Origin of the sequence: Streptomyces sp. NRRL WC-3605 (assembly GCF_001509795.1) — a bacterium.
Classification (GTDB): Bacteria; Actinomycetota; Actinomycetes; order Streptomycetales; family Streptomycetaceae; genus Streptomyces; species Streptomyces viridochromogenes.
Genome location: NZ_LLZN01000091.1, coordinates 201,442 through 223,644, shown reverse-complemented (window position 1 = coordinate 223,644; position 22,203 = coordinate 201,442). Strand labels below are relative to the sequence as shown.

The following is a 22,203-nucleotide window of genomic DNA, read 5'->3' as shown; positions in this document are numbered from 1 at the left end:
TCCGTTGGTCGGTCGATCACTACATTTGTTCTCCTCGTAACAGTGCCACGGCCTTTTTCATTCCGAGACACCTGTTCCGATCCGCGAGACGATGTCGTCCCAGTAGCCGGGCATGGCCTCCCAGGGGTCGGTGCGCCCGCCGCGGTCGGTGCGGTCGGTGAACCAGACGGTCGCGGCACCCTGCCAGCGCGCGATGCGCATCGCCTCGTCCAGGTGTCCGCGCGGCACTCCGTGGACCAAGTGGCAGAAGCGGCCCGGCGGATAGTCGGCCGTCCACTCCGCCACCTGCGACCAGCGGTACTCGGACCAGGGCCCGGAGAACGTGACGAGCTGGTCGCCGCACTCGGCGTATCCGGGGTGGGGGTGGGTGCCGTGGCCGAGGACGATGTGGGCCTTGTCACGCAGCGCGCGCAGCGTGCCGACCGCGCGGCGGGTCTCGGGCAGGTCGGCGCGTTCGATCGGGCAGCGGTCGAGGTAGAAGCCGTCGACCCGGTACCAGTCGACGTACCGCTGGGCCTCGGACATCAGGTCGCCCAGGCTCCGGCCGCCGCCCCCTCGGGAGGGGCCCCGGCCCGGCCCGCCTGAGCCCGTCGCCCGTGGGCCCGTCGCACGCGAACGCGCCGCGCCGGCACGGGCGGTGTCGAAGCGGGTCGTGTCGAACCGGGCCGTGTCGAACCGGGCGGTGTCCAGGCGGCTCGTGTCCAGACGGGAGGCGTCCAGGTGGCCGAGGACGCGGACGCCCGCGTTGCGGAGCCGGCCGGCCGCCTCCAGGCAGTGGGGGTCGGGCTGGGTGCCGGGGCCGTCGGCGACGTTGAGGACGGCCCAGTGCACGGGGGCGCCGGGGCGGGTCAGCTCCGCCCACTCGGCGGGCGCGAGCAGGGGGTGGGCCAGGCCGGGGATGCCGAGCCCCGGGCGCAGGTCCGTGCTCGCGGTCGTCGTGGGGGTACCGGTCAGATACGGCATGCCGCCTCCATCCAGATGTCGCCCAGGGACTCCTCGAGGCTGATGCGGGGGCGCCACCCCAGCCGGTCGCGGGCGGTGCGCACGTCGGCCTGCTGCCAGCTGCCGCAGCCGTCCGGGTAGGCCACGGGCGCGGCGTTGTGGCCCACGTGACCCGCGTGACCGGCGTGGGTGCCGTGCGGGCCGTGCGCCGCGTGGTCCGAGTCGCCCCGGGGGTGGCCGATCGTGGCGCGCAGCGGCCCTGGCGGGCCGTCGAGTTCGTGCAGGGCGCCGCCGTACCCGGCCACCCGGGCGAGGACGGCGGCGGCGTCGCGCAGCCGGACGGCGCGCCCGGAGCCGATGTTGATGACGCCCTGCGCCGCCGAGAGGGAGGCGGCGTGGACGGCGCGGGCGACGTCCCGCACGTCGACGAAGTCCCGCTGCGCCCCGAGCCCGGTGAGCTTCAACTCGCCGTCGCCGGACTGCATGGCCCGGCGCATGGCCTCGGCGAGACGGCCGAGCGGGGAGCCGGCCGGGGTGCCGGGCCCCGCGGGCGAGAACACCCGCAGCACGACGGCGTCGAGACCCGACCCGAGGACGAGCTCGGTGGCGGCGAGCTTGCTGACGCCGTACGGGCCTCCGGGGCGGGGCACGGCGTCCTCGGCCGTGGAGGAGCCGGGCTGGCTCGGGCCGTATTCGGCACCGCAGCCGATCTGCACGAGCCGGGCGCCGCAGCCGCTGCGCCGCAGGGCCTCGCAGACGGTGGCGACGGCGACGGTGTTGTGCCGGGTGAGCTCGCGGGCGCCGCCGCGGGTGGCGCCGGCGCAGTTGACGACGACGCCGGGGTGGACCGCGTCGAGGAAGCGGGTGAGGGCACCGGGGCTGCCGGACGCGAGGTCGAACCGGACGTCCGCGTCGTCGCCGCGGCCCAGCGCGGTGAGCTGGACGGCGGGGTCGGCGAGGAGACGGTCGGCGACGAAGCGGCCGAGATAGCCGTTGGCTCCGATCAGCAGGACTCTCATCGCGCGGCTCCCGGGGCCGAGGGGAGGTCGGGTCGGGAGGTGGTCATGGGAGGTCTCTCCTTCGTCGGGGTGCCTCCGGCGGTTCGGGCCGGGGGCCAGAGGTGGTGGGAGAAGCAGGACAGGCGGGGCGTGGCGGGGCGGCGGGGGCGGAGGCACGGCCGCGAGCCCTGCGCCGCCGAAACGCCGGGTCGCCGTCCGCCGGCGCTCACCACCGGTCCTCCCCCGCCGCGTGGGCCGACGCCCGGGTCAGGGTGCGGCTCGCGTGGAGCAGCAGGGCCAGGGCGGCTGCGCCGCAGGCGAGGACCGGGACGGCTGCGGGACCCCAGGCGTCGGCGAGCGCCCGGGTGGGGGCCGCCAGCCACGCGCAGCCCGGAAGGCGGGCCCCGAAGACACTGGCGAGGGCCGTCGCCTCGGCCGCGGCGGTGGCGGTCAGGACGAGCGCCGGGGCGTGGGTGAAGCCGTGCACGGTGAGGAGCCGGGCGAGGAAGAGCAGGGCGCCCAGCGTGAGGGTCGCCGGGTAGGCGGCGGGCTCGTCCAGGGCCGCGGCGGTCGCGGCGGTGAGGGCCGCGAGGGCACCGACGTAGGCGGCGAACGCGGCCAGCAGCAGCGGCTGCACCGAGGTGGCGAAGTCGGCCAGTGCCCGGCTGGAGGACAGCGTGCGGCGGGCCCGTACGGCGAGGAGGTGCGCGCACCAGGCCGCGGGGGCGCAGGAGAGCGCGAGGGCCAGGAGGGGCGCGGTGGTCAGGGGCCAGGAGCCCTCGGCGCCGCCGCCGGGCAGGGTGTCGGGTCCTCCGGTGAGGGCCGCGCGCAGGAGGCCGTCGCCGAGCAGGGCGTAGCCGAGGAGCCAGCCCGTCCAGGTCGCCGTCGGGCGGGTGGTGTGCGCGGTCGACAGCGGGCCCCTGGAGAGGGCCGCGCGCAGGGCGAGGAGCACGGCGAGCGCTCCCACGGCGGCCGCGATCAGCCGGGTCTGGCCGTGGGTGAGACGTACGGCGGCCAGGGTGGCCGTGCCGAGCGCGCCGGGCAGGAGGGTGAGCAGCACCCAGTCGGCGCGTACGCGCGGCGGTGCGACGGGGGCGGGGTCGTCGGGCGCGTCCCCGTCGCGGGGCACGCGCGCGTACATCTCCTCGGCCAGCGAGAACACGTCCCGGTGCCGGAAGCGGGCGGCGGTGCGGTCGGTGATGCCGTGGGCCTCGAGTCCGGCGGCGATCTCCAGGGGGTCCACCGCGCGGGCGCACAGGTCGTGGTGCCGGTGCATCAGGGCCTTCACGGGGTCCGCGCCCGCGCGGGGCGGGCGGGGACGGTCGAGGGGGTCGGCGAGGGCGGCCTGGTCCTCGGGGCCCTCGGCGCCGGCCGTGAGCCACTCCTCGGCGCGTTCGTCCCAGACCTCCGGGCCGCCGGGCGCGGTCATGGGGTGGTCGGTCCCTCCTGCGGCGGTCATCGCGTCTCCTCCCACGCCGGCGCCGGTCGAGCCGGCGTACGGCCGGTCCGCACGCCCCTCGTCGCGCCCTCTAGCGTCACCGGGACCGGGCAAGCCGGCGTGACACCCCTGCGTACGCCCCTCATCGCGCCCCCTCCGGCGTGGGAAGCCCGGGAGCCTGGGCGGGTGCCGTCGGCTCCGGCCCGCCTTGCGGGCGGTTGCTGGTCCAGTGCCCGGGGACATGCGCCTCGGCGGGGACGCCGAACGGCAGCGGGGCACCGGCGTCGTCGAGGACCACGCGCCGGACCGGCGTTCCGGCGACGACGTCGAGGTAAATGCCGTGAAATGCCGCGACGTTCTGCTCGACCGTGAACAGTTCGAGCGCTCGCGCGCGGGCCGCCGCGCCGAGGCGTTCACGGCGCTCGGGGTCGCGCAGCAGCGTCACGCACGCCTCCGCGAGCGCCCGCGGGTTGCGCGGCGGTACGACGAGACCGGTGCCGCCGATGACCTCGACCACCGCGCCGACGTCGGTGGACACCGTGGCGCGGCCACAGAGCATGGCCTCGACCAGGCCGACGGGGAAGCCCTCGACGACGCTGGACAGGACGGTCACCGCGCCGGAGGCGTAGGCGTCGGCGAGGGACGGGAGCTGCGGCCCGCCGATCTCCTCGAAGGAGACGGGGTTCTCCCCGACCGTGTGCGGGCCGTCGGCCTCGTCGGGGAAGAGCTGGGCGGCCAGCGCCCTGCAGTGGCCGAGGTAGGCCTCCCCCTCGGGCCCCGCCGGGGCGCCGACGATCCGCAGGCGGGTCTTCGGCTCCTCCTTTCGGACCTCGGCGAAGGCGTGCAGCAGGGAGACCAGGTCCTTGGCGGGTTCGACGCGGCCGACCCAGACCAGCGTGTCGGGGTCCGCGCACGACGACGCCTCGCCGACCTCCGCGAAGCGGGAGGCGTCCATGCCCGGGTAGACGGTGCGGAGCCTGGAGCGGTCGGCGCCGCAGCGCTCCTGCCAGCGGCGGGCGTGGGCGTTGCCGGGGGTGATGACGGCCGCCCGGTCGTACGCCTCGGCGGCGAGGGCGCCGTGGAAGCCGGCGAGGAGGGCGCGTACGGCGGGCGGGGCGCCGGTGCCGGCGAGGTACTGGGTGCGCAGCCGGACGCCGTACTCGGTGAGCAGCAGCGGTACGTCGCAGAAGTGCCGGGCGAGCAGGCCGGTCAGGGCCGCGGTGCCGCCGGAGGTGGCGTGGCTCAGGTCGGCGGCGCCCAGCCCGTCGTCCTCGTACCAGTCGAGCGAGAGGGGGCGCAGGGCACGTTCGAGGTGGGCGGCGACGGCCAGGAGGTCGGGGACGCGCGCCTCGCGCGCCGTGCGCATCGCGTCCCGCGCGCGGCAGGCGCGTTCGAGGGTGCGGACGGCGGTCTCGGACCGTAACGCCCCGGCCAGTCCGCCTTCGTCGCGGGCGAGTTCGGCGAGCCCGTACAGCGCGTTGCCGAAACGGTCCGCCTGGAGGGTCGACGGGGGCTCCGTGGCGCCGTCGGCTCCTCGGTCGCCGCCCACGCAGAGGACGGCGGCCAACGCGCCGTAGTGCTCCTCGAAGCGCCGGCGGGCGCGGCGGCCGTACACGACCCCGTCGTCCTCGGCGGTCCACAGCGACGCCGTGCGCACCCGGCTGACCTGCGGGGGCAGCGGGACCCAGCCCTCGTCCTCCTGGCGCTCGCTGCGGCTGAGCGCGTAGATGTCGAACTCGTGCTGCCCGAGCCCGCGTACGAGCCGGTCGCACCAGAGCCTGGCGTCACCGCTCACATACGGATAGCCACCCTCCGCAATCAGTCCGATGCGCACGAGTACACCCCCGATCTCCCTTGAGGGGAGCCGCCGTACGGCGGCGGCTCACAGCGGGAAGAACGTATGCGCACAAGGCGGTGGCGCGATGGACGGTTGTCCATCGCGCCACCAAAAGGGGTGAACGGTCGTAACTTTCCCGTGCGGGTCGCGTTCCGTCGCGCTAGGAGTTCAAACGCACACGGATCGTCACGCTCTCCACCCTGTTCCGACGGGTCCGGTCAGATCGTGGCCGGCTCCCGTCGCGCCGACCGCCGTCGCGCCGCGACCGCCGGGTCGAGCGCCGGTACGGCGGCCAGCAGTTGCCCGGTGTACGGGTCCTGCGGGTGGTCGTACACCTGGTCGGCGGGCCCCTGTTCGACGATCCGCCCGCGCCGCATCACGGCGACCCTGTCGCTGACCTGGCGGACGACGGCGAGGTCGTGCGCGATGAAGACCAGCGCGAGGCCGAGTTCACGCTGCAGCTCCGCGAGCAGCGCTACCACCTGGGCCTGCGTGGTGACGTCGAGCGCGGAGACGGGCTCGTCGCAGACGATGACGCGCGGGTCCGCGGCGAGCGCCCGCGCGATGCCGACGCGCTGGCGCTGGCCCCCGCTGAACTCGTGCGGATAGCGGTCGTGGTGGGCCGCCTCCAGGCCGACGCGCTCCAGGAGTTCGCGCACCCGGGCCCGGATCCGTGTCTCGTCCCGTTCGCCCCGCGCGCGCAGCGGGTCGGCGATCGACTCGCCCACGCTGCGGCGGGGGTTGAGGGAGGAGACGGGGTCCTGGAACACCATCTGCACGGACGGATCGACGCCCACGCGCGCGTGCCCGTCGTGGCGGACCTCTCCGGCCGTCGGCTCCAGGAGTCCGACGAGCATGCGGCCGAGGGTCGTCTTGCCGCTGCCGCTCTCCCCCACCACGCCGAGGGTCTCGCCCCGGCGGACGGTGATCGACACCCCGTCCACGGCCGCGAACGCCTTCTTCCCACGCCCGAACACCCGGTGCAGCCCGACGGCCTCCAGCACCGGCTCCCCGGGCCCGTCGCTCCCGGAGGCGCTCCCGGCATCGCACCCGGCGCCGCTTCCGGCATCGCTCCCGGCGCCGGTCTCCGCGCCCGGCTCGGCACGGCCCGCCCGGGGCGCGTCCACGCGCGGGACGGCGCCGAGCAGTTCGCGGGTGTACGGCTCCCTCGGCGCGCCCAGGACCTCCGTGACGGACCCGTGCTCCACCTGCCGCCCGTGCCGCATGACCAGCACCTCGTCGACGCTCTCGGCGGCCACGCCCACGTCGTGGGTGACCAGCAGCAGTCCCATCCCGGTCTCCTCGCGGAGGGTGTGCAGCAGGTCGAGGATCTGCGCCTGGACGGTGACGTCGAGGGCCGTCGTGGGCTCGTCGGCGATCAGCAGCTCGGGCTCGCAGGCCAGCGCCATGGCGATGAGCGCGCGCTGGCGCATGCCGCCGCTGAACTCGTGCGGCCGCGACCGGGACCGCCGTACGGCGTCCGGGATGCCCACCCGGTCGAGCACCTCCACGGCACGCGCGCGTGCGGCCCGCCGCGAGGCACGCGTGTGCACCCGGTACACCTCGGCGATCTGGTCGCCGACGGCGTAGTACGGGTCGAGCGAGGACAGCGGGTCCTGGAAGACCATGGCGGCCGTCCCGCCCCGCAGCCGGCGCAGCGCGTCCTCGGACGCCCGCCCCACGTCGAGGCCCGCGACCTCGATCGTGCCGCCGACCTCCGCCCCCGTGCCGCGGTGCAGGCCGAGCAGGGCGGAGGCGACCGTGGACTTGCCGGAGCCGGATTCGCCGACGAGGGCGAGGGCGGCGCCGCGTTCCAGCCGGAACCCGAGCCCGTCGACGGCCCGCAGGCCGCCGAAGTCGACGGTCAGGCCGTCCACCTCGACGAGGCTCCCGGCCGTGTCCTTCACGGTGTCGCTCATGTCAGCACCACCCGTCGGTCGGCCAGCGCGTACAGGACGTCCGCGACGGCGTTGGCGAGGACCACGAAGAAGCCGGTCACGAGGACCATCCCGACGACCACGGGCAGGTCGACGACCTTGACCGCCTCGACCATCTCCCGGCCGACGCCGGGCAGTCCGAACAGGGTCTCGGTGAGCACGGCGCCGCCGAACAGGACGCCTATGTTGTTGGCGTTCACGGCGATGAGCGGGGCGAGCGCGCCGCGCAGGGCGTGCCGCCCGATGACGGCCCGCTCCCCGACACCGTAGGCGCGGAAGGTGCGCACATGGTCCTCGGTGAGCGTCTCCAGCATCGCGGCGCGGGTGATCCGGGCGTACGTGGCGGACTCGACGAGCGCCAGCGACAGCCAGGGCAGCAGCAGGTTCCACGCCCACTGTTCGGGGTCGTCGGTGAAGGGGACGTACTGCGGGAAGGGCAGCAGTTCGAGCTGTCCGCAGACGACGATCATCAGGACGAGCCCGATGACGAAGACCGGGGTGGACATGCCCGCGAGGGTGACGGTGGTCAGCAGCCGCTCGGTGAGCCGGCCGCGCCGCCACACCGACAGCACGCCGGTGCCGACGCCGATGATCAGCCACAGCACCATCGAACCGAGCGCGAGCGAGGCGGTGACCGGCAGCTTCGCCAGGATCAGCGTCAGGACCTGCTGGTCGCTCTGGTACGACAGCCCGAGGCAGGGCGCGGAGCAGTGCTGGACCGAGGTGCCGGTGGAGTAGTCCTGGCCGGCGACGATCCCCTGGAGGAAGTGCCAGTACCGCGCGTACAGCGGGTCGTCGAGGTGCAGTTGCGCGGAGACCTGCTGCACCTGGGCCGGTGAGCAGCGCGGGCCGCAGGTGATCTGGGCGACGTCGCCTGGAGTGACGTAGAAGACCACGTAGATGATCACCGAGAGGGCGAGCAGGGTGACGACGGCGCCGGCCGCCCGGCGCACGGCGAATCCGCCGAAGCCGTTCATGACCGGCCGCCCTTCCGGCCCGTGCCGACGCGCAGCCGGGAGGCGGCGCGCGGGTCGAGGGCGGTGCGGACGCCGTCGCCGAGCACGGTGAGGGCGAGGACGGTGACGAACAGGGCGCCGGCGGGCAGCAGCAGGTACTGCGGGGCGGCCTGGTACCAGACGTTCGCGGAGGTGAGCATCTGTCCCCAGGACGGTGTCGGCGGCCGTACACCCACGCCGAGGAAGGACAGGGCCGCCTCGACGGAGATGTTCGTCGGCACGAGGATGGCCGCGAACGTGATGACGGGCGCGGCGAGGCCGGGCAGCAGTTCGCGTCGGGCGATGCGGACCGTGCCCCAGCCGCTGAGACGGGCGGCGGCCACGTGGTCGGCCTCCTTGAGGGTGAGCGTCTGCGCGCGGACCAGCTTGGCGAGGGTGGCCCAGCCGGAGACCAGCCCGACGACCAGCGCCACCAGGACGGGGCGCGGGAAGCTCGTGGGCACGACGGCGAGCAGGGCGAGCGCGACGATCATCAGGGGCATCGCGACGAAGATGTCGGCGACACGGGTCAGGAGCTGGTCGATCCAGCGGTTCCCGAGCCCGGCGGCGAGGCCGACGGCGACCCCGAGGACGAGCTGGACGACGGTCGCCGCGAGGGCGACGCCGAGGGACACGCGGGCGCCGTACACGAGCCGTGCGAACAGGTCGCGTCCGGTCTGTGGTTCGACGCCGAGCCAGTGGTCGGCGCTGATGCCGCCGAGGGGTCCGACGGGGACGCCGCCGCGCGCGGAGTCCACGAGGGACGGGTGGTAGGTGGTGGGGTCCTGGCCCTCGAGCGCGGTGAGCAGGGGCGCGGTGAGCGCGACCAGGACGAGCAGGGCGACGGCGGACGCCGCGACGAGGGCGGCGCGCCGCGTGCGCAGCCGCCGCCAGAACTGACGGGCCCCCGAGACCCCCGGAGCGTCCGCCCCGGGGGTCTCGACGGCGAGAACTGCCTCGCTCACGGCGCTACTTCACCGCGACCTGGGAGACGTCGAGGACGCCGGTCCAGTCGCTGATCACGACGTTCTTGACGTCCTTGCCGTACAGCCGCTTGTAGACGGGGTGGAACAGCGGCACGGTGAGGGCCTTCTCCCCGATCCGGCTGTCGAGGGCGCCCCACCGCTCGGCGGCGGCGTCGAGGTCGGTCAGCTTGTTGATCGCGTCGATCTCGGCGTTGACGGAGGCGTCGTCCAGCAGGCCGTTGTTGAAGTTGGCGCCGTCCTTCACGATCTGCCGGCCGTCGAAGATGGGGGCGAGGAAGGGACCGCCGGAGGGCCAGTCGGCACCCCAGTGGGCGAGGAAGAACCCGGGCTCGGTCTTCACGTCGTGGATCTTGTCGGAGTAGTCGTTGTCCTCCAGGCCCTGGAGGCGGACGGTGATGCCGGCCTTCTTCAGGGCGTCCTGGATGGCGGTGGCGATCTCGGGGCTGGTCTCGAAGTCCTTGGCGTTGGAGTGGGTGAGGGTGACGGTCAGCCCGTCGCCGTGCCCGGCCTCCTTCAGCAGCTCCTTGGCCTTCGCCGGGTCACCGCTCTTGCCGGCCGGGTAGTGGTCGTACGGCGTGTGGCCGAAGGACTTCTGGTCGGGCAGGAAGGTGGTGGCGGGCTCGGCGAGCGCGGAGCCGCCGGCGGCGTTGACGACGGAGGAGCGGTCGAGCGCGTAGGAGATCGCCTGGCGCACCTTGGGGTCGTCGAACGGCTTCACCTTCGGGTTGAACGCGATGTAGTTCGTGTAGCCGAAGTGGCCGGTGCCGACGCGCGCGGCCAGGTCCTTGTCGCCGGAGACCTTGGCGAGTTCGGCGGGGCCGAGGTTGGTGTCCGTGGTGACGGCTGCGGCGTCCGCCCCCTGGGACGCGGAGAGCCGCTGGTTGATCACGGAGGAGTCGAGCCCGGACCGTACGTCGATCTTGTCCGGGTACGCCTTGCGCTCGGCGTCGGTCGCGGCGGACCAGTGCGGGTTGCGCTCCAGGACGAGCCGCTCCCCGTCGTTCTCGTTCGAGACGACCTTGTACGGCCCGGAGGAGACCGGGTGCTGCTCGTACTTGGTGCCGGTGTCCTTGGCCTTGGGGACGGGCGTGAACTGCGTCTGGGTGGCCAGATACGGGAACTCGCCCTCTGGCTTGTTCAGATGGAAGACGATGGTCCGCTCGTCCGGCGTCTCGATCGCCGACAGACCCTTCTTGTCCTTGTACGGCCCCTGGTAGCCGGCGGCGCCGACCAGCCAGTCCCGCAGGTAGGGGGCGCCGCCGGAGAGCTCAGGGGCGAAGGAGCGCTCGATGCCGTACTTGACGTCGGCCGAGGTGATCTCGGTGCCGTCCTCGTACTTCAGGCCCTCCTTGAGGGTGAAGGTCCAGACGGTGGCGTCCTTGTTGGGGCGCCCGGTGTCGGTGGCGAGGTCGGGGACGACCTGAGCCCCGGCCTCGCCGTTCTCGCGATTGCGGGTGGTGAGGGTGCGGAAGACGAGCGAGGGGACGTTGCCGCCGCCGGAGGTGTAGAGGCGCGCGGGGTCGAAGTCCTGCTGCGGGTTGGAGTTCAGAACGGTCAGCGTGCCGCCCTTGTGCGGCGCGGAGTCGTTGCCGGCTGCCTTGGCATCGTTGTCCTCAGGCCCGCAGGCGGCGGCGCCCGCTGCCACGACCAGGCTGACGGATGCCGCTGCCACGCGGCGCGCTATGACGGACGGTTGACGCATCGGAGACGACCTCTCGGTTGATGAACGCGTGCCGGTCCCGCTTCGGATCTCGAAGCATGAGACGGAACGACACGGAGTGAGACGTGCTGGAACGGACGTCTGCCCCGGCGCCGGGTCGTCGAGAGGCCGCGCCGGGTCAGGGACCGCAGCGCGGAGGAAAGAGGGGGTCGCGACGCGTACGCCGAAGGGCGGGCGTCAGCGACAGTCGATGTCGGCCACGCACAGAGCGGTCACGCCGATGAGCGCCAGCTCGATGGCGGCGCGGCAGGTGGCGGGACGGCACGACATGCGCAGAAATATGAACGATCTGGCTGCGCATGTCAATGTGAGCTGTGAGTCACCTGTCAACTCCCGGGGAACGCCCAGGGGTTGGCCTTGCAGCTGATCCCGTCGTGGTCGAGGAACTTGGTCTGCTGCTGCATGACCGGGGCGAGCTCGCCGTCCTTGTCGCAGGTGACATGGCCGAAACCGAGCCGGTGGCCGATCTCGTGGTTGATCAGCATCTGCCGGTAGGCGTGGATGTGGTCGCCGTAGGTCTCGGACCCCTGCGCCCACCGGTAGGCGTTGATCATCACGCGCTCGGTGGCCGCCGAGTCGCACGAGACGTTGTCCTCGGTGGTGTCGAGGCCGGACTTGGCGCACCAGTCGGCCGTGGTACCGGGGCTGGCGAGGGTGATCACGAAGTCGGGGTCGCCGTCGTGGACGCGCTCGAAGGTACGGGCGCCGCCGTGGGCCCAGCTCCGCTTGTCGTTCAGCGTCTTCTGCACGGCCTCGGCGAACAGCTCGGCGTCCAGCCCGAGGCCCCGCTCGACGTCCACGCGGTAGGTGAACTTCCGTCCGCCGCCGGGGGCCTTGTCGGTCCCCGGTACCGCGTCGAACTTCCCGGAGCCGGTCGCGTCCGCGGCCAGCGCGTACCGCCGGCCCATCTTCTGGTCGTACGTCAGCGGTGTCGCCGAGGGCGTCGGGCGGTCGTCGGTGCGGGAGGCGGCGTCACGGGAGTCCCGCGTCCCGCCCTCGGCTGCCCCGGTCTGGGTGCCGGTGCCGCCTTGGCCCTGTGCGGCCTGGCCCGCGACCACGACGGCCAGCACGGTGACGACGGCGGCGGCCGCGACCCCGGTGAAGGCCCGGCCCCTGCCGCCCTTGACGGCGGCGGGCACGCCGGTCGGCGGCGCGTCGTCGGCGACGCCTGACGTATCGCGGTCGGCGGCCGGCGGGTACGCCCGCTCGGCGGTGTGAGGCGCGCGGACGCCGGTGTCCGCGTCGAAGGCGTCGACGAACTCCTGCCGGGGTCCCGCGGAGCCGGGCGCCTGGCGGGGCCGCGGCACGGGGGCACCGGTCGCCGCCGTGCCGTGGGCGACCGCGGTACGCCCTCTCAACTCGCCCCAGCCGCCCCCGGGTTCCCGCTGCTCGGGGTGACCGCCGCGAGCCCGGGGAACCCCGTGGGCGGGCGTGCCGTCCGCGAACCGGGGGACGCCGCGCGCGGGTGTGCCGTCGGGGAACATCGGCACCCCACGCGCGGGCGTGCCGTCGCCATAGCGGAGCACACCACGGGCCGGGGTGCCGTCGGGGAGGCGCGGGACGCCCCGTGCAGGGGTGCCGTCAGGGAGACGCGGGACGCCCCGTGCAGGGGTGCCGTCAGGGAGACGCGGGACGCCACGCGCAGGGGTGCCGTCGGGCAGGCGCGGGGTCCCTTGGGCCGGGGTGCCGTCAGGGAGACGCGGGACGCCACGCGCGGGCGTCCCGTCGGGCAGGCGCGGGACCCCACGGGCCGGGGTCCCGTCGGCGAAACGCGGCACACCGCGCGAGGGAGTGCCGTCGGGCGGCCTCGGCACACCCTGGGCCGGACGCGGGACACCGCGCGCGGGGGTGCCGTCCGGTAGGCGTGGGGAGCCGTGTGGGGGCGTGGGGGCCGCCGGATAGGGCTGCCCGCCGTACGCCGGGGGTCCTCCTCGCCGGGCGGGCGGGGGCGTCGGAGCTCCCGAGGGGCGGCCGGGACCCGGTACAGAGGGCCGGCCCTGTGGCGGGCCCTGCTCGGGCGGCGCCTGCGCGGCGTCCTGTCGTGCCGTCGTCTCCGCGGCGTCCCGTCTGGCGAGGCCGCGCCGGCTGTGGCGTCCCACGCGCGCCTCAGCTCCCCGGGTTCTCGGTCGGGGCACCCGCGCCGGTGCCGGACGGGCGTCGGCCCGCGTCGGGCTCACCGCCCGGGGTCCGCGCGAGGAGGTCGAGGAAGCCCCGGGCCACGACGTCCGGGTACTCCATCATCGCGACGTGCCCCGCCTCCGGAAGGGTCAGCAGCCGGGAGTCCCGGAAGGCACGTGCCGCCCTGACGGACATGCGGTGGCCGACGAGCTGGTCCTTGCCGCCGTAGACGAGCAGGGTCGGGGCCAGCACCCGCTCGGCCTGCCGCCACAGCGCGTGCTGTCCGCCCAGGGTGTAGGCGTTGACGAGCCCGCGCGCGGACCGTGTCATCGCGTCCCAGAAGTACGGCAGCCGCAGCCGCCGTTCCATCTCCGCGACGGCGTCGCGGAAGCCCTCCGGCGTCACCCGTCCCGGCTCGCCGTAGCAGAGCTGCAGCACCCCCCGCACGCGCTGCTCCGCCGTCCACTTCCGGGTGAGCCGCGTGAAGAGCGCCGTCACCCCCGGCACCGCCAGCAGCCCGGTGGGCACGGCGGTGCGCTGGACGCGGAGCTCCGGTAGCGCGGGCGACACGAGGGTGAGCGTACGGACGAGGTCGGGGCGGACGGCGGCGACGCGCGTGGAGACCGCACCGCCGAGCGAGTTGCCGAAGAGGTGTACGGGGCCGCGGCCGGACGCGTCCAGATAGCGGATCACCGCGCGTGCGTGCGCGGTGATGGAGTAGTTGCCGTCGTCCGGTGGCGGGGAGTCGCCGAAGCCGGGCAGGTCGACGGCCTCGGAGTCGACGACGCCGTCGAGCTGCTCCATGAGCGCCGACCAGTTGAGCGAGGAGCCGCCGAGCCCGTGGACGTACAGCGCGGGGGGCAGCCCTTCACGCGCGGGCGGGCGCGACCGCACGGTGAGCGTCACGCCGGGCAGCCCGACCGACCGCAGCCGCTCCCCCTCCGCGACCCGGACGGTCGCCACCTGGGGGAGCACGTGGGCGGCCGGCACGGAGGGCAGCTCGGTCGAAGACATGCGGCAATGTTACGAGGTGATCACGCGGTGATTCATGCGTTCGCCATTGTGTTCGCCATCACAAGCCGACGCGTACATGGCAGGACTACCGCCGGGAACCGGCCACGGGGACCGTCCCGTGCGCAGCGGTCCGGAAACCGCCCGGATCGCCCGCGAACGGCCCGCTCATCGCATAGCGTCCGGATCGGGTGTCTCCTAGGCTCGTACGCAGGGCACCCGGACACGGACCCCAGTCTCGCCCGGGGACACCGCACCCCCCACGGGGACGTTCTAGGAAAGGGAGCCCACCATGGCCGTCGATCCCACCGACCCCGAGACGTTCGTGCACGACGACTCCGAGGACGCCGAGGAGTTCGACGTCGAGGCGCCGCCCGCCGACGCCGCAGAGCAGAAGGCGGACGTCACACCGGACCGCGACGACCCGCTGACGGAGGTGGACCCGGACCGGGCCAACGAGGCCGATCTGGTCGAGCAGGCGCGCGTGGTCTCCCTCGACGAGGACGACTATCGCTGACCGGCCGGTGCCGCGAGGGCCGGGACCGGCGAGGGCCCGTCCGGGCGCGGGAACAGGGCCGCTGAGCAGGAGAGATTCGAGGCCCATGCCCATTGCGACCCGGTTTCAAACCCTCCGTGCGACTTTCGCCACCGTCCGGTCCGTGAAATTCTGCGCTCGCACCGCGCACACCGGGGTTACCGAAAAGTACGATGGCGACGCGGCGCACACCGCATGTGGACGATCTTGGGAGGCGGCGTGACAGCCATCGAGCAGACAGAGGCGGCACGCCCGCGAGGCACGCGCCTGCCGCGCCGTGCCCGACGGAACCAGCTGCTGGGCGCCGCCCAGGAAGTCTTCGTGGCGCAGGGCTACCACGCCGCCGCGATGGACGACATCGCCGAGCGCGCCGGTGTCAGCAAGCCGGTGCTCTACCAGCACTTCCCGGGCAAGCTCGACCTCTATCTCGCGCTCCTGGACCAGCACTGCGAGTCGCTGATCCAGTCGGTGCGCAGCGCGCTCGCGTCGACCACCGACAACAAGCAGCGCGTGCGCGCCACGATGGACGCCTACTTCGCGTACGTCGAGGACGACGGTGGCGCCTTCCGGCTGGTCTTCGAGTCCGACCTGACCAACGAGCCCGCCGTGCGCGAGCGCGTCGACAAGGTCACGAACGACTGCGCCGAGGCGATCTGCGACGTCATCGCCGAGGACACCGGGCTCTCGCGCGCGGAGTCGATGCTGCTGGCCTCCGGCCTCGGCGGGCTCGCGCAGGTGGTGGCCCGCTCCTGGCTGCACAGCGACCGCAGCGTCCCGCGCGACCAGGCCGTCCAGCTGCTGACGTCGCTGGCCTGGCGCGGTATCGCCGGCTTCCCGCTGCACGGCTCCGACGCGCACTGAGCCGCACACGTCACGCACCACGCGCGCGTACGGCCGCCTCGGGCCCGCACGCGCGCGTGGTGCGCGTTTGTTCCCGTCCGCTGTTCGCTCCTGGCGTGGCCCGGCGGAGCGTGGACATCCCCTCACCGGGCTAATGTGTGCTGGGTACGGCGCGCAAGGTCGCGCACTTCACTGACCGTCGGAGGGACATAGCCGTGGAGGTCAAGATCGGCGTGCAGCACGCGCCCCGCGAGATCGTTCTGGAGAGCGGTCAGAGTGCCGAGGACGTCGAGCGGGCGGTGTCCGAGGCGCTGGCAGGCAAGTCTCAGCTGCTGAGCCTCGTCGACGAGCACGGCCGCAAGGTCCTCGTCCCGGCCGACCGTCTCGCGTACGTGGAGCTCGGTGAGCCGGCTCCGCGCAAGGTGGGCTTCGGCGCACTCTGAGGCATCCGCCGCCACAGCGTGCGGAGAGGGGCCCGGCGACCACGGTCGCCGGGCCCCTCTTCCGTTCCCCGCACCGCGTTCCGCGGCGTCGGCGCCTCCAGGTCTCCTCCACGCGCGGGACACAGCCCGTTCACAGAGGAGGATTGGATTCCGCAGGTCAGGGGTATGACGGGGTACGACCGTTTCGAGCAGGTCGGCCATGTGGGAGGGACCCCAGCATGCTCTTGGAAGCGCTCAGCTCCGCGATCCTCGGCCTGGCCCTGGCGTGGGCCGCGTACAGCCGCCTGCCGCACCGCATGCCCGCCCGCTCGCTCGTCCTGCCGACCGGTGCCGGCGGCGCCCTCTTCGGCGCCTTCGTCACGCACACGGCGCTCGACTTCGGCAACCTCGCCGTGATCCTGACCGGCGCCGCGATCGTCGCCGCCGCCTCACTCTCCCTGCTGGTGCGCCCCGCGGGAAGACTCGGCCGCCGCTCGGCCACCGCCTAGGGGGTGTCTTGAGGAGGGAGTCGATGCGGCGCATCGGCGACCGACGACAACGCGGCGAGGCGCGGTGCCAGACACCGGGAGCCCGGCCTGATCGGCAAGACACCCCCTAGCCCGGAGGAAGCGGTCGCCGAGCGCCTGACATGTGGGGCGGCTAGGCCGCCAGGCCCAGCGCGGCCATCCGCTTGGTGTGCGCCTCGGTGATCCGCGAGAACATCTTGCCGACCTCCGCGAGGTCGAACCCGTCCGCGACCCCGCCCACGAGCATCGTCGACAGCGCGTCCCGGTCCGCGACCACCCGCTGCGACTGCGACAGGGCCTCGCCCATCAGACGCCGCGCCCACAGCGCGAGACGGCCGCCCACACGCGGGTCGGCGTCGATGGCCGCGCGCACCTTCTCCACGGCGAACCCGGCGTGGCCGGTGTCGTCCAGCACGGCCAGCACCAGATCGCGCGTGTCCGAGTCGAGCCGGGCGGCGACCTCCCGGTAGAAGTCGCTGGCGATCGAGTCGCCGACGTACGCCTTGACGAGGCCCTCCAGCCAGTCCGAGGGGGCCGTCTGCCGGTGGAAGCCGTCCAGGGCGGCGACGAACGGCTCCATGGCCTCGGTGGGCTCGACACCGATCTCGGCGAGCCGGTCCCGCAGCTTCTCGTAGTGGTGGAACTCGGCCGACGCCATCTTCGCCAGCTCCGCCTTGTCCGCGAGCGTCGGCGCCAGCTTTGCGTCCTCCGCCAGCCGCTCGAACGCCGCCAGCTCGCCGTAGGCCAGCGCGCCGAGCAGGTCGACGACGGCGGCCCGGTACTGGGGATCGGTGGAGGCCTTCGCCCAGTCCTGGGCGGCGACCCCGGTGCGTGCGACGGGGGCGTCGGCGGTGTCCGCGGCGTCAGAGGTGTTGTCAGGCGTCGTCATGAAGCGCACAATAGCCCGCTCGGTGCGTGACGGAAGTCCCTGGTCAATCACTGTGACGACGACTACGTGACCAATTCGGCCATCGCATGTGCGCGATTCCGGGGTATGGTGGTAATGCGCCCGCTGAGTACTCTGACGTACCCGACGGGCCGCGCGTTATGAGGATGCCCGGTCGGTGGCCCGATCGGCTCCGACCCGACAGCCCTCCCCGGCCGTACGGCACCATGCGTACGACGACCGGAGGGACACCCTCAGCGGTACGAGCGCTAGAGCGTCGGCAGTGGTCCCGTGCCTTACGGTCCCGCCGTACGGCAGCCGACGTCCCCGGCACGGTCCGTCAAGACCCCCCGCGCGCTCGCCTCGCACCGCGTACACAGAAGAGGCAGCACCCTGACTACGACTTTCCGAGAGCTCGGAATCCTTCCCGAGACCGCCGAGGCCCTGGAGGCCGTCGGCATCGTCACCCCCTTCCCCATCCAGGAGATGACCCTCCCCGTCGCCCTCTCCGGCACGGACGTCATCGGCCAGGCGAAGACCGGCACCGGCAAGACGCTCGGTTTCGGCCTCCCCCTCCTGGAGCGGGTCACCGTCCCCGCCGACGTCGAGGCCGGCCGCGCCCGTCCCGACGCCCTCACCGACGCCCCCCAGGCGCTCGTCGTCGTCCCCACGCGCGAGCTGTGCCAGCAGGTCACCAACGACCTGCTGACCGCGGGCAAGGTCCGCAACGTCCGCGTCCTCGCCATCTACGGCGGCCGCGCCTACGAGCCCCAGGTCGAGGCCCTGAAGAAGGGCGTCGACGTCGTCGTCGGCACCCCGGGCCGGCTTCTCGACCTCGCGGGCCAGAAGAAGCTCGACCTCAGCCACATCAAGGCGCTCGTCCTCGACGAGGCCGACGAGATGCTCGACCTGGGCTTCCTCCCCGACGTCGAGAAGATCATCAACCTCCTGCCGGCCCGGCGCCAGACCATGCTGTTCTCGGCGACCATGCCGGGCGCGGTCATCGGCCTCGCGCGCCGCTACATGTCGCAGCCGACCCACATCCGCGCGACCGCGCCGGACGACGAGGGCAAGACGGTCGCGAACACCGCGCAGTTCGTCTACCGCGCGCACAACATGGACAAGCCCGAGATGGTCGCGCGCATCCTCCAGGCCGAGGGCCGGGGGCTGGCCATGGTCTTCTGCCGCACCAAGCGCACCGCGGCCGACCTCGCCGACCAGCTCCAGCAGCGTGGCTTCGCGGCCGGCGCGGTCCACGGCGACCTCGGCCAGGGCGCCCGTGAGCAGGCGCTGCGCGCGTTCCGCAACGGCAAGGTGGACGTGCTCGTCTGCACCGACGTCGCCGCGCGCGGCATCGACGTCGAGGGCGTCACCCACGTCGTCAACTACCAGTCGCCCGAAGAGGAGAAGACGTACCTGCACCGCATCGGCCGCACCGGCCGCGCGGGCGCCAAGGGCATCGCGATCACCCTCGTCGACTGGGACGACATCCCGCGCTGGCAGCTGATCAACAAGGCGCTGGAGCTCGACTTCAACGACCCGCCGGAGACGTACTCCACGTCGCCCCACCTCTTCGAGGACCTGAAGATCCCCGCCGGCACCAAGGGTGTCCTGCCCCGCTCGGAGCGCACGCGCGCCGGGCTGGCGGCGGAGGAGCTGGAGGACCTCGGCGAGACCGGTGGCCGCGGCGCCCGCGGCCGTGGTGGCCGCGGCGGCCGGGACGACTCCCGCACCGAGGAACGTGAGCGCCCGGCGCGCACGCCGCGCCGCCGTCGCCGGACGCGCGGCGGGAGCCCGCTGGACGCCCCGGCGGCGCCCGACGCCACCGGTACGCCGGCGGCGGAGGCGGCCCCCGCGGAGACCGCGGAGTCCGCGACCGAGTCGCGCACGCCCCGCCGCCGTCGCCGCACCCGCGGCGGCGCACCGGCCGAGGCGTCCCTGACGGCCGCGCCGGCCCCGCAGGAGGCCGAGGCCGCCGTGGCCACGGCCGAGGGCCCGGCCGTGGAGACCGCCGAGGAGACCGCGGCGAAGCCGCGCCGCCGCCGTACCCGCAAGTCGGCCGAGGCGCAGACGGCGCCGGTGGCCGAGGCCGCCGAGGAGGCCGTACGGGCGTCCGAGCCGGTCGCCGCACCGGTGACGGAGGAGGCCCCCGCGGCCGCCCCGCGCCGCCGCACCCGCAAGGCCGCCGCGACCGCCGAGGCCCCCGCCGAGGTGGCCGAGACGACCGAGGCCAAGCCGCGCCGGACGCGGAAGACGGCCGAAGCGGCCCTCGACACGGCCGAGGCCACCGAGGCCAAGCCCAAGGCCCGCCGCACCCGCAAGACCGCGGCGACCGCCGAGGCGGCCGACATCCCGGCGCAGACGGCTCAGGAGCCGGAGGCCGCCGAGACGACCAAGCCGCGCCGGACCCGCAAGGCCGCCGCGACCGCCGAAGCGGCCGTCGACACGGCCGAGGGCACGGAGGCCAAGCCGAAGGCGCGCCGCACCCGCAAGACCGCGGCGACCGCCGAGGCTCCGGCCGACGCGTCCGAGACGGCCGAGGCCAAGCCGCGCCGGACCCGCAAGGCCGCCGCGACCGCCGAGGCCGCCGTCGACACGGCCGAGGGCACGGAGGCCAAGCCCAAGGCCCGCCGCACCCGCAAGACCGCGGCGGCGACCGCCGAGGCCGCCGACATCCCGGCCCAGGCCACGCAGGAGCCCGCGGCACCCCGCCGCCGCACCCGCAAGGCCGCGGCCGCCGAGGAGACCGTGGAGACGGCCGCCGAGGCGAAGCCGAAGGTGCGCCGCGCCCGCAAGGCCACGGCAGTCGCCGAGGAGCCCGCGGAGAGCTGACCCGCACGACGCCGACGGCCCGGCCCCACCGAGAGGGGGGCCGGGCCGTCGGCGTTCCCGGGCTCCCGCGCGGTGGACGCCGGGGGCGCACCGGTTACCCTCCCCCTCGTGAGCAGCGAACCCGTCCACACCCCGCCTCCCGGCTCCCACGCCTACGCCCTGCGGACCGACCGCGGCGCCTTCGCCGTCGTCGACTGCCCCGTCGCGCCCGGGGTGCGGCCCCGCGGGGTCGCGCTGATGCTGCCCGGATTCACCGGCAGCAAGGAGGACTTCACCCTGATGCAGGGGCCGCTCGCGGAGCGCGGCTATCGCACGGTGGCCGTCGACGGGCGCGGCCAGCACGAGTCGGACGGGCCCGAACACGACGAATCCGCCTATGAGCGGGGTGAGTTGGCGCGTGACGTACTCGCGCAGGCGGCGGCCCTCGGCCCCCTCGACTCCCCGCTGCACCTGTTCGGCCACTCGCTGGGCGGCCAGATCGCCCGCGCGGCCGTCCTCCTCGACCGCACGCCCTTCCGGTCGCTGACCCTGATGGCGTCGGGCCCCGCCCAGATCTCGGATTCCCAGCAGCAGCGCGTGAAGCTGCTGCGGGACGCGCTCGCGGTGATGACCATGGCCGAGACCTGGGAGGCGATCCTCGCCATGGGGCCGCCCGAGGAGGTCGGCGGCCCGGCCCGCGGCATCGGCGGCCCGGAGCTGCTGCGCCGCCGCTGGCTGGGCACCAAGCCCGCGCAACTCCTGGCGACGGGACGCCAGTTGTGCACGGAACCGGACCGCGTGGACGAACTCGCCGCCCTGCCGCTGCCGTTCCACGTCCTGTCGGGGGCGAGCGACGACACCTGGCCGGTCTCCGTCCTGGACGACATGGCCGAACGGCTGCGCGCGCACCGGACGGTGATTCCGGGTGCCGAGCACTCACCCAACGCCGACCGGCCCCTGCCGACCGCCCGGGCCACGGCCGACTTCTGGGACACGGTCACCGGGGGCTAGGTCGTGTCCGCAAAGTCCCGCCTGCCGCCCTACGGGCGAACGACGGGACTTTGACGAAAGACCCTAGTACTGGCCCTGCAGGTGCTCCCAGAAGCCGTCGCGCAGCGCGCGGCGCAGGTCGGCCTGGCCGCGCAGGGAGTACTGGAGCAGCCCCTCCGCCTCGACCAGCAGGTCCTGGTCGACGGAACCGGGGAGGTACGGGTGGCCGGGCAGCAGCTCGACCAGTGACTCGCGGCCGCGTGCCGCGAGCCACTTGGCCGCGATCTGGGCGCCGACGAACCGCACGTCCTCCCGGGTGGGCCGGGCGGACGGGGCTTCGTAGGCGGCGGCGGTGCGCCGGGAGACGTACGGCTTGAAGAAGTCGAGGTCGAGGGTGCGCTGGCTGTCGACCTCCCAGAGCAGCGGCTCGGCCTGGTTGCGGCCCTCCGGCGCCTCGATGCCCCACAGGTGGACGCGCGCCCCGTACCCCTGGGCCGCCTCGACCGCCGACACGAGGTCCTCGTCGCCGCCGAGGAGGGCCGCGTCACTGATGGCGCGGTGCCGGGCCAGGGACTCCAGGTCGGTCCTGATGAGGGAGTCGACGCCCTTCTGCTGGTTGTGGGCGTTGAGGTTGCCCAGGCGCACCTTGACGTCGGGGAGTTCGGCGATCGACTGCTGTTCCGCGGTGTGGATGCGGCGCCGGGCGCCGTCGTACCAGTAGACGCGCAGCAGCCGGCTGTCGGCGAAGATCGAGCGGGCCCGGTCGATGAGGGCCTCGATCAACCCCTCGGCGTCCAGGTCGAACGCCCGGCGGTCCTCCGTGCCGGCGACCAGGCGCCCGGCGGCGGCGTAGAGGTAGCCCGCGTCGACGAAGATCGCATGGGTGGAGGGCGTCTTCGCCACCTCGGCGAGCATGCGCAGCAGCAGCTCGTTGGTGTGGTCGATGCGGGCGGCGAGCGCCGCCAGGTCGTCGTTCATCGACTCCATTGTCCCGGCGGTCACGCTGCGAACACAACCGGTCCCGGTCGGTCCCTGCTTGATCGTTCGACGATCTCTTACCGGTCAGTAGTTAGTCGTTCGAAAAATTTCTTTAGCGTAGGGAATGTTTGTAACACGCGGCCCGTTAGATACCTATGGAACCGGGAGCGCCATGGCTCGCGGGGACCTCCACCCCAGATGTTCTCCTCAGGAGGATGACCAGACGAAGGGA

The 22,203-nt window shown here is 73.9% G+C and carries 19 protein-coding genes; 6 read left to right on the top strand and 13 right to left on the bottom strand.

The features are described from left to right. Positions 1-57: 57 nt before the first annotated feature. The 11 genes from ADL34_RS29715 to ADL34_RS29670 form a co-directional block, all read right to left on the bottom strand. Positions 58-963, bottom strand: a complete 906-nt coding sequence (locus ADL34_RS29715) for a spherulation-specific family 4 protein (protein WP_062668733.1) — start codon at positions 961-963, stop codon at positions 58-60. After that, positions 951-1,961 carry an NAD-dependent epimerase/dehydratase gene (locus ADL34_RS29710; protein WP_062668732.1) on the bottom strand — a complete coding sequence of 337 codons (1,011 nt, stop codon included), beginning with the start codon at positions 1,959-1,961 and terminating at the stop codon, positions 951-953. Before ADL34_RS29710 ends, ADL34_RS29715 begins: the two co-directional genes overlap by 13 nt. Before the next feature lie 205 nt (positions 1,962-2,166). Beyond that, positions 2,167-3,399, bottom strand: coding sequence for a hypothetical protein (locus ADL34_RS29705; protein WP_062668731.1), 1,233 nt, complete (start codon positions 3,397-3,399; stop codon positions 2,167-2,169). A 121-nt stretch (positions 3,400-3,520) separates the two neighbouring features. Then, positions 3,521-5,212, bottom strand: a complete 1,692-nt coding sequence (locus tag ADL34_RS29700) for a DUF3492 domain-containing protein (protein ID WP_062668730.1) — start codon at positions 5,210-5,212, stop codon at positions 3,521-3,523. Between the two features lie 221 nt (positions 5,213-5,433). After that, positions 5,434-7,134, bottom strand: a complete 1,701-nt coding sequence (locus tag ADL34_RS29695) for a dipeptide ABC transporter ATP-binding protein (RefSeq protein WP_062668729.1) — start codon at positions 7,132-7,134, stop codon at positions 5,434-5,436. Then, the gene (locus tag ADL34_RS29690; protein WP_062668728.1) at positions 7,131-8,129 is read right to left on the bottom strand and encodes an ABC transporter permease; all 999 of its coding nucleotides are present in this window, start codon (positions 8,127-8,129) and stop codon (positions 7,131-7,133) included. Before ADL34_RS29690 ends, ADL34_RS29695 begins: the two co-directional genes overlap by 4 nt. Next, complete coding sequence (locus ADL34_RS29685; protein ID WP_062668727.1) at positions 8,126-9,112, bottom strand: ABC transporter permease; 987 nt, start codon at positions 9,110-9,112, stop codon at positions 8,126-8,128. Before ADL34_RS29685 ends, ADL34_RS29690 begins: the two co-directional genes overlap by 4 nt. Positions 9,113-9,116: 4 nt before the next feature. Next, the gene (locus tag ADL34_RS29680) at positions 9,117-10,835 is read right to left on the bottom strand and encodes an ABC transporter substrate-binding protein (RefSeq protein WP_062668726.1); all 1,719 of its coding nucleotides are present in this window, start codon (positions 10,833-10,835) and stop codon (positions 9,117-9,119) included. Positions 10,836-11,030: 195 nt separating this feature from the next. After that, positions 11,031-11,123, bottom strand: a complete 93-nt coding sequence (locus tag ADL34_RS37155; RefSeq protein ID WP_324610564.1) for an Ms4533A family Cys-rich leader peptide — start codon at positions 11,121-11,123, stop codon at positions 11,031-11,033. Between the two features lie 56 nt (positions 11,124-11,179). Then, positions 11,180-12,586, bottom strand: coding sequence for a DUF3152 domain-containing protein (locus ADL34_RS29675; RefSeq protein WP_420718772.1), 1,407 nt, complete (start codon positions 12,584-12,586; stop codon positions 11,180-11,182). A 373-nt stretch (positions 12,587-12,959) separates the two neighbouring features. After that, on the bottom strand, positions 12,960-13,985 hold the full coding sequence (locus ADL34_RS29670) for an alpha/beta fold hydrolase (protein WP_062668724.1): 1,026 nt from the start codon (positions 13,983-13,985) through the stop codon (positions 12,960-12,962). A gap of 289 nt (positions 13,986-14,274) precedes the next feature. Here ADL34_RS29670 and ADL34_RS29665 point away from each other — a divergent pair, with 289 nt between their 5' ends. The 4 genes from ADL34_RS29665 (at position 14,275) to ADL34_RS29650 (ending at position 16,288) form a co-directional block, all read left to right on the top strand. Continuing rightward, the gene (locus ADL34_RS29665; protein WP_062668723.1) at positions 14,275-14,499 is read left to right on the top strand and encodes a hypothetical protein; all 225 of its coding nucleotides are present in this window, start codon (positions 14,275-14,277) and stop codon (positions 14,497-14,499) included. Between the two features lie 237 nt (positions 14,500-14,736). Next, positions 14,737-15,378, top strand: coding sequence for a TetR/AcrR family transcriptional regulator (locus ADL34_RS29660; RefSeq protein WP_062668722.1), 642 nt, complete (start codon positions 14,737-14,739; stop codon positions 15,376-15,378). Between the two features lie 194 nt (positions 15,379-15,572). Next, positions 15,573-15,800, top strand: a complete 228-nt coding sequence (locus ADL34_RS29655; protein ID WP_062668721.1) for a DUF3107 domain-containing protein — start codon at positions 15,573-15,575, stop codon at positions 15,798-15,800. A 218-nt stretch (positions 15,801-16,018) separates the two neighbouring features. Beyond that, positions 16,019-16,288: a hypothetical protein gene (locus ADL34_RS29650; protein WP_062668720.1), complete on the top strand. Its 270-nt coding sequence runs from the start codon at positions 16,019-16,021 to the stop codon at positions 16,286-16,288. Between the two features lie 151 nt (positions 16,289-16,439). On the opposite strand, the gene ADL34_RS29645 is transcribed toward ADL34_RS29650, so the two are convergent. Next, on the bottom strand, positions 16,440-17,204 hold the full coding sequence (locus tag ADL34_RS29645; protein ID WP_062668719.1) for a ferritin-like domain-containing protein: 765 nt from the start codon (positions 17,202-17,204) through the stop codon (positions 16,440-16,442). A gap of 474 nt (positions 17,205-17,678) precedes the next feature. Here ADL34_RS29645 and ADL34_RS29640 point away from each other — a divergent pair, with 474 nt between their 5' ends. Together ADL34_RS29640 and ADL34_RS29635 are read left to right on the top strand one after the other, a co-directional pair. Further along, positions 17,679-20,024, top strand: coding sequence for a DEAD/DEAH box helicase (locus ADL34_RS29640; protein ID WP_062668718.1), 2,346 nt, complete (start codon positions 17,679-17,681; stop codon positions 20,022-20,024). 108 nt (positions 20,025-20,132) lie between these two features. Further along, on the top strand, positions 20,133-21,014 hold the full coding sequence (locus ADL34_RS29635) for an alpha/beta fold hydrolase (protein WP_062668717.1): 882 nt from the start codon (positions 20,133-20,135) through the stop codon (positions 21,012-21,014). A 63-nt stretch (positions 21,015-21,077) separates the two neighbouring features. Here the strand turns inward: ADL34_RS29635 and ADL34_RS29630 are convergent, their stop codons facing one another. Further along, positions 21,078-21,971, bottom strand: coding sequence for an NYN domain-containing protein (locus ADL34_RS29630; protein ID WP_062668716.1), 894 nt, complete (start codon positions 21,969-21,971; stop codon positions 21,078-21,080). Positions 21,972-22,203 lie beyond the last annotated feature (232 nt).

Bases quoted from the DNA above. Each gene is read 5' to 3' on its own strand.
- ADL34_RS29690 (WP_062668728.1), bottom strand. From the start codon at position 8,129: ATGAACGGCTTCGGCGGATTCGCCGTGCGCCGGGCGGCCGGCGCCGTC.
- ADL34_RS29650 (WP_062668720.1), top strand. From the start codon at position 16,019: ATGCTCTTGGAAGCGCTCAGCTCCGCGATCCTCGGCCTGGCCCTGGCG.
- ADL34_RS29695 (WP_062668729.1), bottom strand. From the start codon at position 7,134: ATGAGCGACACCGTGAAGGACACGGCCGGGAGCCTCGTCGAGGTGGAC.
- ADL34_RS29680 (WP_062668726.1), bottom strand. From the start codon at position 10,835: ATGCGTCAACCGTCCGTCATAGCGCGCCGCGTGGCAGCGGCATCCGTC.
- ADL34_RS29705 (WP_062668731.1), bottom strand. From the start codon at position 3,399: ATGACCGCCGCAGGAGGGACCGACCACCCCATGACCGCGCCCGGCGGC.
- ADL34_RS29715 (WP_062668733.1), bottom strand. From the start codon at position 963: ATGCCGTATCTGACCGGTACCCCCACGACGACCGCGAGCACGGACCTG.
- ADL34_RS29665 (WP_062668723.1), top strand. From the start codon at position 14,275: ATGGCCGTCGATCCCACCGACCCCGAGACGTTCGTGCACGACGACTCC.
- ADL34_RS29710 (WP_062668732.1), bottom strand. From the start codon at position 1,961: ATGAGAGTCCTGCTGATCGGAGCCAACGGCTATCTCGGCCGCTTCGTC.
- ADL34_RS29630 (WP_062668716.1), bottom strand. From the start codon at position 21,971: ATGAACGACGACCTGGCGGCGCTCGCCGCCCGCATCGACCACACCAAC.
- ADL34_RS29640 (WP_062668718.1), top strand. From the start codon at position 17,679: ATGACCCTCCCCGTCGCCCTCTCCGGCACGGACGTCATCGGCCAGGCG.
- ADL34_RS29670 (WP_062668724.1), bottom strand. From the start codon at position 13,985: ATGTCTTCGACCGAGCTGCCCTCCGTGCCGGCCGCCCACGTGCTCCCC.
- ADL34_RS37155 (WP_324610564.1), bottom strand. From the start codon at position 11,123: ATGTCGTGCCGTCCCGCCACCTGCCGCGCCGCCATCGAGCTGGCGCTC.